Genomic DNA, 9,867 nt, shown 5'->3' with positions numbered 1-9,867 from the left:
GGCGGCAGCCCCTGTCGGCCATCGGCTCGCCGCGCCGGGCGCGCGCGAGCCACTTGTGGGCGGTCTGGCGGCTCACGCCGGCCATCGCGGCGGCGTCCGAGACGCGCATGCCGCCGCCCACGCGCTCGCAGAGCAGCGCCCTGCCCCTCGGGGTCAACCTTGCGTTAGGATGCTGGGACATGGGAGGCCCCTCCTCGCTGTGCGCCTAGACAACTCACAGCATGCGGGAGGCCTCCCTATTTGTCACCACCCGGGTGTAAACAACCTATTGGCACATAACACCTAGATACGAGTCTTCCGTTGGCGCGAATCTGCCATCCATCAATCTCGTGACAAGACCCATGGCTTCGTGTTCGGCAAGAAGCGCAAGCGTTGAGGGCAAATCGAGGTCAATCAAGCGTGAGATCTCATCCGGAAGCATGGGATTGGCCACGAGTGCGTCGAGGAGCGCTCCCCTCTCCTTGGGCTTTGGCTCCCCGCTCATTCTTAGTCGTCCATAGTCGAGGGCAATTAGGGCCTCGAGAGATTCCTCATCCACGACGATAGCGGCACCGGACTCTATCAGCCAATTGGTTCCGGATGAGTTTGCTGAGAATATCGAGCCCGGAATGGCGTATACACGACGACCGAGATCTGCCGCCTGTGTCGCAGTGCCAAAAGTACCGGAAGGCCTGCCAGCCTCACAGACGATAAGAGACCGCGAAAGTGCCGCTATGGCGCGATTTCGCTTGAGAAACGTCCATCTCGTTGGAGGGCAACCCCAATGCTCGACCGACACCACGCAGCCTCCCGTCTCAAGGGCACGGCAAAATAGCTTTTCGCTAGACCTTGGATAGACGACATCCGCACCGCATCCTGGTATGACAACGGTTTTGCCGCCCGCCTCGACCGCTGCTGTACCGGCAACGCAATCACAGCCGATGGCTCCCCCCGACACTACGGTGATGCCAGACTCCGCCGCCACGCGCGCAGCCATCTTGGCGCAGCTTTCTCCATAGGGAGTCGCCTTTCTTGCTCCGATTACAGACAGGCAGTCCCCAAGCAAGACATCAGGATCCCCATAGCCTCTGAGTGTGGGCGCGTCTTTACCCAAGTCTAGAAGACTCGCAGGGTAGGAGCTGTCATCCGGCAACAATTCCCAAGATCGGAACCCCGCGCGACAAGCCGCGTAATCAACGGCCGGCATGATGGCCTCCCGTTTCGAAGCGACACCTAAAAGCGCATGCCTCGGCAACGTGAGCTGACGTCACGCACTCTGATTGCGAAAGATCCGCAATCGTTCGAGCAACCCGCGCGGTTCTTGTTATGGCTCTCCCTCCAAGAGCAAGACGCTCCGACATCGTTTCGAGAAGCGAGGCGGCGCTCGCGTCCAAGGCGCAGGAGGCGACATCTATATCAACAGTAGCTCCGTCTCTTTTCGCCCTTCTCCAGCTTGAGAAGTCTCGAGCCCGCACAACTTGCTCCAGCATTTCACTTGACCCCAATCCCTCGGAACCCTTGATGACTCGAGCGGCAGCCGGTCTCTGAACGTCAACGAAGACGTCAATGCGATCCATGAGCGCACCACCGATTCTTCCCTGATAGCGAGCTATTTCTTGTGGAGTGCAGGTACACGCCCTACCCCTATCGCCAGCGTGACCACAGGGACAGGGGTTAGAAGCCGCTATGAGCTGAAACGCGCAGGGAAAGCTATATGACCCATCCGCACGAACGAGCCTTACCTCCCTATCCTCCATTGGCTGCCTAAGCGCCTGAAGGACCGACGGAGAAAACTCGGGAAGCTCGTCCAAAAAGAGGACTCCGCGATGTGCGAGCGAGGCCTCGCCCGGTCTAACTGGATTGCCTCCGCCAACGAGACCTGCTCTTGACACCGAGTGATGAGGAGAGCGAAATGGCCTATAGCCAGCAGAAACTTCTTCAATGGACTCGCCGCAGACGGAATGCACGAGTAGTGCCTCAAGGCGTTCCGTCTCGTCAAGCTCAGGAAGAATCGAAGGCATGCGACGAGCGAGCATCGTCTTTCCAGACCCGGGAGGGCCCATCATGAGCATGCCGTGACCTCCCGCAGCGGCAATTACTAGGGCGCGTTTCGCAGCCTCTTGGTCCACGACGTCCGAATAGTCAAGAGAGTGTCTAGCTCGAGTCCCTGGCAAATTAACAGGTGCCGAATCAATGAGTCGAGATACACCGAGACGAACCTGCGACAAAGCCGAGATCTCCTTAGGAGCAATGCCCCCAACGCTAGCGCAATCCTTCACAAGGGCCGGGGCGCCAACAAGAGTCAATCCAAGCTCTCTCGCGAGAAGAGCGTAGGCGATGCCGCCGCGAACCGAGCTTACGTCTCCGGATAGGCCAAGCTCTCCGACGAAGAGGCAGGAATCAAGATCCGCCTTCGGCATCTGTCCACTGGCAGCGAGTGTGGCCACGGCTATCGCGAGGTCAAGGCCCGTTCCGCTCTTACGTAGGTCGCTCGGCGCAAGGTTCACCGTGATGTGAAGGCGTGGCATCTCGAAATTGCTTTCGCGAAACGCGCAACGTATGCGATGTCTCGCTTCAAGAACAGCAGAATCCGGCATGCCGACAATCGTCATGCCGGGAATGCCTCCGGCAAGATCGACCTCAACCGTTACGGGAATGGCTTCGAGTCCCTTAAGTGTCGCGCCCCTGACGGCGTAGCTCGACATCAGAAATCGTCCAGAAGAATGGACTTAAGGTAATGCATGTGCGCAGAGTCCGGACCTGTCAGGGTTACGCCAGCCACGTCAATTCGAACGTGATCGACCTCCGGATTTTGCCCAAGATAGATATCGACCATGCGACGATACCGAGCAAGCTTGGCAGAATCCACCGCCTGCTCTGGGATGAGATCTGGACCACCGCAAGATAGCCTCGTTTTCACCTCAACAAAGACGCGCTCGCCGCTATCGTCGGCGATAATATCCGCCTCGCCAGCGGAACAGCGCCAGTTACGCTCGAGGACATCCATCCCGTGAGCTCCCAGCCAACTGGCACATAGATACTCACCCAAACGTCCGACTTCGTTTGGCTTGAGCTCGTTGTATGCAAGTTCCGTTAGACCCATGGGTATCTCCCTTCCAAGAAGACGGCTTGGAAGGGAGGATGGCGGATGGACCAAACAAAAATGGATACTGAGTCAGACGGGAACCTGACAGCGCAGCTAGAAGAGTCGAGCCGTCTCTAAGAAATTCTGGCAGAAGCTAGCACGATGAATGGGCGTAAGCCCATGCTCGCGAATTGCGGCAATATGCTCGGGTGATGCATATCCCTTGGACTCCGCCAGATGATATCCGGGATACTGGGAGTCCAGCTCGACCATCAAATCATCACGAGTTACCTTAGCGACGATGCTCGCGGCTGCGATGCATGCCACGCGAGCATCCCCCTTCACCAAAGTCTTCTCCTTTGGGTGAATATGAAGCGGGTTGCCATCAATCAAAACCGCATCAGGTTCGATCCCGGCGTCTTCAATGGCACCAAGCATGGCCTCCCTGATGGCTTTTGCCATCCCGACCTCGTCGATATGGGCAGGCGAGATATGACATATGCCAATCGCCTGGGCAACCGAACGAATCTTGCCCGAAAGTTCGCGCCGTTTCGCAGGGGTCAGCTGCTTGGAGTCATTAATGCCCCAGACCTTTGGGTCGTCCGGCAGGGCCACGGCACAAACCGTAAGAGGGCCGGCAACGGAACCTCGACCGACCTCGTCAAGGCCGAGGACGATGCCGTCTCCCCCAAGCTCGCGCATCAGACCGTACATTCCCTCGACGCGCACCCTCTCGGCACGCTGCTTTTCCACGCGCCTCTGAGCAACGCCACAAGCTCGACGAACCTGAGCCCTGGGGTCCTCGGCATACCGGGCCAGAAGAGCTTCAAGCTCGTCTTCGGTGGCGTCAGCCAACGTCGCGGCTATTTCGGCAGCAGTTGCGGGGTGAGTCTTACCGAGGGACATGCTTCCTCCAAATAAAAAGAAGGAGCCGCCCCGATGAACGGAACGGCTCCCCAACGCGCAAAACGAAGAAACTAGTCGCGCTTCTCGCGAATACGGGCGGCCTTGCCGACACGATCGCGGAGGTAGAAGAGCTTGGCGCGACGGACGTCACCGTGACGAACGACCTCAAGCTTGGCGATCTTGGGCGAGTGAAGCGGGAAAGTACGCTCGACGCCGACACCGAAGGAGATCTTACGGACGGTGAAGGTCTCACGAGAAGAGCCACCGCTCATACGGATGACGTCGCCCTCGAAGACCTGGATGCGCTCGCGGTCACCCTCCTTAATGCGGTAGTGAACCTTGACGTGATCGCCAGGGATGACCGTGGGGATATCCTCACGAATCTGCTGACGCTCGATAGCGCGAATGTAATCCATCATGTTTCCTTGTCTCTCTTGCCCAGAGGTACCGCGACCATTCGAGGTACATGGGGTTTACACACGATGGAGTAGTATAGCGAAGCGGCGATGAGCTCGCAACGTTAAAGTTGCCATCATCGCCGCTCCACCTCAAAAACAATTGGGAAGCAAACCTGGATTACGAGTTAGATGCTCTCGATCCTTGCAATAATGTCCGCACCAAGCTCTTCCACAGTCTTCTGTTCCGCGTTGAGACAGACGCAACCGAGGTCATCCATCCTCTTGGCCGCATAGACCTGCGCCTCCTCGACCTCCGCCATGACCTCATTGGCGTCCTTGTCCGCCGCAGAGCGCAGGCGAACCTCGACGAGGGCATCAAGGGAATTGACGAGGCCAAACACGCGCTTGTGGTCAACCTGCGAGAGTTCCTCCGGAAGATCGACACCCGGGTCGAGCGGGAGATTTGCAACCTTATACCCAAGGAACGAGAGGTGCATGGCCAAGGGCGTCTTTGCGGATCCGGTAAGGCCGACGAGAATAACGTCGGCCTCGGGAAGGTCCTGAGAGTTCTTTCCATCATCGTGGTTGAAGAAGAACTCCATAGCATCGACGCGTCGCTTGTAGCGGGCATCGACCGTGTGATGGGCACGAGCCTGATTCTTGGGCTTTTCCTCAGTCAATCCGGCAAGAAGCTGAACGACGGGACCGAGAATATCGACAGAGAGAATACCGCGAGCGTTGAGGTCGTTCCTAACCTTCCTACGAAGCATTGGGTCAACGATCGAGTGGAACACGGCCGTGGAGACATACTCCTCTTCATGCTCATCGAGGTAGTTGCTCACGTCTTCGGCACTTTCGATCTGAGAGAGCCTGACTACGCGCACGGCACCGTCGCTGAACTGAGCCGCAGCAGAGAGCACGACGTTATTCGCGGACTCGCCGAGAGAATCGGAGACGACAAAGACGACGGCGGCGTCATCGCGAGCCTCGTCGCCGAACTGATCAAACGTTACGTTCAATTCGAACCCTCCTAACCACGGTTGATGGGACAATCCTACCCCTCGCCGCCGGCAGCAAATCAAACAAAAGGCCGACGGCGAGGAATCTGCTACTTCTTGCGTGCAAGCTCGCCAATGTTTGCGACACCAGAGAAGACCGCAACGAGCTCGCCGAGAAGACGGAGACGGTTCTCGCGAAGGGTCTGGTCCTCGTCCATGACCATGACGTCAGCAAAGAAGGCGTCGAGCGGCTCGCGGACGGCGGCAAGAGCGGAAATGGCGGAAGCATACTCCTTTGCCTCGAGAGCGGAGGAAACGCCCTCGCGAGCAACGGTGAGAGCCTTGGCCAGGTTGAGCTCGGACTCGCCCATGAGAGACTCATCGGCATCGCCGACAATGCTCGCGTCAGCAAGGTGGGCGGCACGAGCGAATGCGATGGCGAGGTTTTCGAAGGTCTCCGGATCGTTGGCTCGGGCGTCCTCGAGGGCATGCGCAAGGGCAAAGAAGTCATCAGGGGCAGTCACGGAACCGGCAGAAACGGCGGCAACGGTGTCAGCGGAGACGCCGTCGTCTCGGACCATCTGCTGCATACGGCCAAGAATGAAGGCGTTGACGTCCGCGGCGACCTTCTCAGCGTCAAACTCGATACCCTGGTCAGAGAGGGCTTCGAGCGCCGCTGCGACGAGCGGCTCGTAAGAGACGTGCAGTCGGTCGCGCAGAATCGTAACGACGCCAATGGCAGCACGGCGAAGGGCGTACGGATCCTTCGAACCAGTGGGTGGCTCACCAATGGCGAACATGCCGGCGATGGTATCGAGCTTATCGGCAACGGCCACGACGCAGCCGCAGGTGCCCTCGGGAAGGTCATCGCCCGCAAAGCGCGGACGATAGTGGTCACGAATGCCCTCGGCGACATCCTCGCCCTCGCCGGCAGCGAGAGCGTAGTAGCCGCCCATGACACCCTGCTGACTCGTGAACTCAACGACCGCAGAGCTAACGAGGTCAGCCTTGCAGAGGTGCGCGGCACGAGCGGAGGCCGCCGCCATCTTGGCCCCGATGCGTGCTTCGTGGGTCAGCGCAAGGGCGATGCTCTCGATACGCTCGGACTTGGCGAGCACGCTGCCAAGATCCTTCTGGAAGGCGACCTTAGCAAGGCGCTCACGGAACTGGTCGAGGGAGATCTTGAGGTCCTCCTCGTAGAAGAACTTGGCGTCGTCGAGACGCGGACGCACGACTCGCTCGTTACCAGAGATGACCGTCTCGGAAACGGCAGGATCGGCGTTCGAGACGATGACGAACTCGCGGGTCAGGTTACCCTCGGCGTCGAAGATCGGGAAGTAGCGCTGGTTGGAAAGCATGGACTCGCAGATGATCTCGTGCGGGACCTTGAGGAACTCCTCATCGAACTTACCCACGAGAACCGTCGGCCATTCGCAGAGATTGACGACCTCGTCGAAGGTCCTCTTGGGAGTTTCAACCCTGCAGCCGGGACGAGCCGCCTCGATGGCGGAAATGCCCTCGCGGATGACCGCCTCGCGCCTCTCCGCTCCAAGAACGTGAGCTGCCTCGAGAACGCCCTCGTATGCGGAAGGCTCGCTCACGACGTGCTCGCCGGGAGAAAGAACGCGGTGTCCACGCGTGGTATTGCCGCTCGTGACGTCAGCGTACTCGACGGGAACGACCTCCTCGCCGAGAAGCGCGCAGATCCAGCGAATCGGGCGCACGAAAGACTCGTGCTCGGAGCCCCAGCGCTGCGAACGGTAGTTGGGCCACTCAATCTGAGCGATCACGTCGTGACCGAGGGCAGAGAGGATGGGCATAGCGGGGGCAGACGGAACGTTCTTCTCGGCGAAGACGTACTCGTTGCCGTCCTCGGCAACGGCGCGAGAAAGCTCCGAAGCGTCGATGCCGCACTTGCGAGCAAAGCCCTGGGCCGCCTTGGTGGGGTTACCGTCGCCGTCGAAGGCGATCTGCGTCTTGGGACCACGGAGACTCTCGTGAACGGCCTCGGTCTCTGTGGCGACATCGGAGACGATGGCCGCAAGGCGACGCGGGCTCGAAATAACACGAATGTCACCATGAGCAAGGCCGGCGGCGGCAAGACCGGCGGCAAGAAGCTTGGGAAGCTGCTTGGAGGCGTTGATGAGAGGGGCCGAAGGCATCTCCTCGGTGCCAATCTCAAACAGGAAGTCCTTGGTAGATGCCATTTAAGCCACCTGGCCCTTCGTGGAGTAAGAGTCCTTCTTGCCCGCGACCTCGGCGAGATAGCTCTCGCAGCAGGCCTTGGCAACAGCACGGACCCTCAGGATGTAGTTAGCACGCTCGGTCGCGGAAATAGCACCACGGGCATCGAGGATGTTGAATGCATGGCTGCACTTCATGACGCAGTCATACGCAGGAAGCGGGAGCTTGCGCTCGAGACAGGAGTGGCACTCCTGCTCATACTCATCAAACTTGCGACGCATCATGTCAACGTCAGCAACCTCGAAGTTGTACGTCGAGAACTCGACTTCGTTCTCATGGAAGACGTCACCGTAGGTCATGGGCGTACCGTCAGGCAGGTAGCTCCAGACGAGGTCATAGACAGAATCGACACCCTGGGCATACATGGCAATGCGCTCGAGGCCATAGGTGATCTCGACGGGCACGGGATCGACCTCGATTCCGCCAACCTGCTGGAAGTACGTATACTGCGTAACCTCCATGCCATCCATCCAGACCTCCCAGCCGAGGCCCCAGGCGCCCAGGGTCGGGCTCTCCCAGTCATCCTCAACGAAGCGGACGTCGTGCTCGGCGGGATCAAGGCCGATCGCCTTAAGCGAGCCCAGGTAAAGATCCTGGGAATCAACAGGGCAGGGCTTCAGGATGACCTGGAACTGATAATAGTGCTGCATGCGATTGGGGTTCTCGCCGTAACGGCCGTCTGCCGGACGACGGCACGGCTGCGGATAGCAGGTACGCCAGGCGTTGGGGCCAAGACTACGAAGAGTAGTGGCAGTGTGGAACGTACCAGCACCGACCTCCGAGTCATACGGCTGCATGACGGTGCAACCCTTATCAGCCCAATAGTGCTCGAGGGCAAGAATCATGTCTTGGAACGTGAGGGCGTTGTCTTTCATGCCTCTCCTACCTTCCTTGATAAACGGGGCTTTCGCCCGATACGTGCCACAATTGCTAGATGGTACCAACATGCTCCGGAGGCCAAAAGACGAAGACGGCCTTTGACGTAACGTTGGAAACAGGAATCGCTCCAAAGTAACGCGAATCTTGCGAGTTGGTTCGATTGTCGCCCATAACCCAGATATGACCCGCGGGCACCGTATAGGGATACGTGATAGCGCTCGAAAGTGAGGAAGACTGGGCAGGCAAAGGGTAGCTAGGCTTTCCGTCCGTATAATCCTCAGAAAGCTCGGTGCCATCAACGTAGACTTTCCCGTCTACGAGGTTGACGGTCTGCCCCTCCGTGGCGATAACGCGCTTGATAAGCGTGAGAGAAGGGTCGTCAGGGTCCTTAAAAGTGACGATATCGCCAGCCTGAGGCGAAGAGCTGCGATAGGTGAGCTTCTCCCCCACTAGACGGTCTCCGACCATGAGAGTGTCCGTCATGGAGGCGGAGGGGATGATGAAGGGCTCCGCCACGTACGCTCGAACCAGCAGGGCGACAACGAGAGCAAGGCCGGCAAAGGCCACGAGCTCGATGAAGTCCCTAGCTGCGTTGCTATTTCCGTGAGCTGCGCGCGGCATCTACTCGGCTTCCCCTTCTGGCTCGACTTGCAACATAAACCCACGCGCGAACTCGCGCTCGTCATCAGTGATATTGGCCGTTTCAAGAAGATCGGGCCTCAACCTCGCCGTCCGCTCGATTGAATTCCTGCGCCTCCATGCATTCACTCGCGCGTGGTCACCGGAGAGAAGCACTTCGGGCACAGTCATACCATCATAATCCGCGGGGCGGGTGTATTGAGCATACTCGAGAAGGCCGTCCTCCGAGAAGGATTCGTCTTGTGGGCTCATCTCGTCACCGAGGGCGCCGGGAAGAAGGCGCACAATCGCGTCCGTTACGACCATGGCGGGAAGCTCGCCGCCAGTCAAAACGTAATCACCGAGGGAAAGGGTCTCGTCGGCAAGCGAATACACGCGCTCATCCATGCCCTCATAACGCCCACACACGAAGAGGAGGCGTTCCTCACGGGAGAGACGCTCGGCCTCTCGCTGCGTGAATGGAGTGCCGACAGGCGTGAAGAAGATAACTCGCGCAGGACGATCGTCAGAAGCCTTAATGGCGTTAACAGCCTCGAATATCGGCGCAGGCTTCATGAGCATGCCCTGGCCACCGCCAAATGGCGCGTCATCGACCGTACGATGGCGATCGTGTGTCCAGTCGCGAAGATCATGGGCTCGGAACTCGAAAATGCCCTTCTTTTGAGCACGTCCCATGATCGAGGCGCCAAGGTAAGCGTCAAAGACGCCCGGAAATACGGAGAGGGTTTCGATTAGCACG

The 9,867-nt window shown here is 58.9% G+C and carries 11 protein-coding genes; all 11 read right to left on the bottom strand.

All coding sequences use genetic code 11. The features are described from left to right. A partial coding sequence (locus ACTQ1Z_RS07035) for a leucine zipper domain-containing protein (protein ID WP_441859835.1) occupies window positions 1-181 on the bottom strand: 181 nt, incomplete at its 3' end. A gap of 84 nt (window positions 182-265) precedes the next feature. After that, on the bottom strand, window positions 266-1,186 hold the full coding sequence (locus ACTQ1Z_RS07030; protein ID WP_441859833.1) for a DNA-processing protein DprA: 921 nt from the start codon (window positions 1,184-1,186) through the stop codon (window positions 266-268). Continuing rightward, window positions 1,173-2,684: a YifB family Mg chelatase-like AAA ATPase gene (locus ACTQ1Z_RS07025; RefSeq protein WP_441859831.1), complete on the bottom strand. Its 1,512-nt coding sequence runs from the start codon at window positions 2,682-2,684 to the stop codon at window positions 1,173-1,175. The genes ACTQ1Z_RS07030 and ACTQ1Z_RS07025 overlap by 14 nt, the downstream gene beginning before the upstream one ends. After that, window positions 2,684-3,082, bottom strand: coding sequence for a YraN family protein (locus tag ACTQ1Z_RS07020; RefSeq protein ID WP_293814583.1), 399 nt, complete (start codon window positions 3,080-3,082; stop codon window positions 2,684-2,686). Before ACTQ1Z_RS07020 ends, ACTQ1Z_RS07025 begins: the two co-directional genes overlap by 1 nt. Before the next feature lie 96 nt (window positions 3,083-3,178). After that, on the bottom strand, window positions 3,179-3,970 hold the full coding sequence (locus ACTQ1Z_RS07015; protein WP_441859829.1) for a ribonuclease HII: 792 nt from the start codon (window positions 3,968-3,970) through the stop codon (window positions 3,179-3,181). Between the two features lie 71 nt (window positions 3,971-4,041). Further along, window positions 4,042-4,386 (bottom strand): 50S ribosomal protein L19, encoded by a 345-nt coding sequence (gene rplS / locus ACTQ1Z_RS07010; RefSeq protein WP_126421912.1) that lies wholly within the window; start codon window positions 4,384-4,386, stop codon window positions 4,042-4,044. Between the two features lie 167 nt (window positions 4,387-4,553). Then, window positions 4,554-5,387: a kinase/pyrophosphorylase gene (locus ACTQ1Z_RS07005; RefSeq protein ID WP_320678954.1), complete on the bottom strand. Its 834-nt coding sequence runs from the start codon at window positions 5,385-5,387 to the stop codon at window positions 4,554-4,556. 89 nt (window positions 5,388-5,476) lie between these two features. Further along, the gene (gene glyS, locus ACTQ1Z_RS07000) at window positions 5,477-7,573 is read right to left on the bottom strand and encodes a glycine--tRNA ligase subunit beta (protein WP_320678953.1); all 2,097 of its coding nucleotides are present in this window, start codon (window positions 7,571-7,573) and stop codon (window positions 5,477-5,479) included. Further along, window positions 7,574-8,485, bottom strand: a complete 912-nt coding sequence (locus ACTQ1Z_RS06995; protein ID WP_320678951.1) for a glycine--tRNA ligase subunit alpha — start codon at window positions 8,483-8,485, stop codon at window positions 7,574-7,576. It lies immediately after the preceding gene. 55 nt (window positions 8,486-8,540) lie between these two features. Next, complete coding sequence (gene lepB, locus ACTQ1Z_RS06990; protein WP_441859826.1) at window positions 8,541-9,110, bottom strand: signal peptidase I; 570 nt, start codon at window positions 9,108-9,110, stop codon at window positions 8,541-8,543. Next, window positions 9,111-9,866: a tRNA (guanosine(37)-N1)-methyltransferase TrmD gene (gene trmD / locus ACTQ1Z_RS06985; RefSeq protein ID WP_441859824.1), complete on the bottom strand. Its 756-nt coding sequence runs from the start codon at window positions 9,864-9,866 to the stop codon at window positions 9,111-9,113. Between the last annotated feature and the right edge of the window lies 1 nt (window position 9,867).

The sequence above is a fragment of the Parolsenella sp. LCP21S3_E11 genome (genome assembly GCF_052118165.1).
GTDB lineage: Bacteria > Actinomycetota > Coriobacteriia > Coriobacteriales > Atopobiaceae > Parolsenella.
The sequence above is the reverse complement of the archived record's forward strand: the minus strand, read 5'-3'. Positions and strand labels throughout refer to the sequence as shown.

Coding starts and splice junctions, on each gene's coding strand:
- ACTQ1Z_RS07030 (WP_441859833.1), bottom strand. CDS start 1,186: ATGCCGGCCGTTGATTACGCGGCTTGTCGCGCGGGGTTCCGATCTTGG.
- ACTQ1Z_RS07025 (WP_441859831.1), bottom strand. CDS start 2,684: ATGTCGAGCTACGCCGTCAGGGGCGCGACACTTAAGGGACTCGAAGCC.
- ACTQ1Z_RS07020 (WP_293814583.1), bottom strand. CDS start 3,082: ATGGGTCTAACGGAACTTGCATACAACGAGCTCAAGCCAAACGAAGTC.
- ACTQ1Z_RS07015 (WP_441859829.1), bottom strand. CDS start 3,970: ATGTCCCTCGGTAAGACTCACCCCGCAACTGCTGCCGAAATAGCCGCG.
- rplS (WP_126421912.1), bottom strand. CDS start 4,386: ATGGATTACATTCGCGCTATCGAGCGTCAGCAGATTCGTGAGGATATC.
- glyS (WP_320678953.1), bottom strand. CDS start 7,573: ATGGCATCTACCAAGGACTTCCTGTTTGAGATTGGCACCGAGGAGATG.
- ACTQ1Z_RS06995 (WP_320678951.1), bottom strand. CDS start 8,485: ATGAAAGACAACGCCCTCACGTTCCAAGACATGATTCTTGCCCTCGAG.
- lepB (WP_441859826.1), bottom strand. CDS start 9,110: ATGCCGCGCGCAGCTCACGGAAATAGCAACGCAGCTAGGGACTTCATC.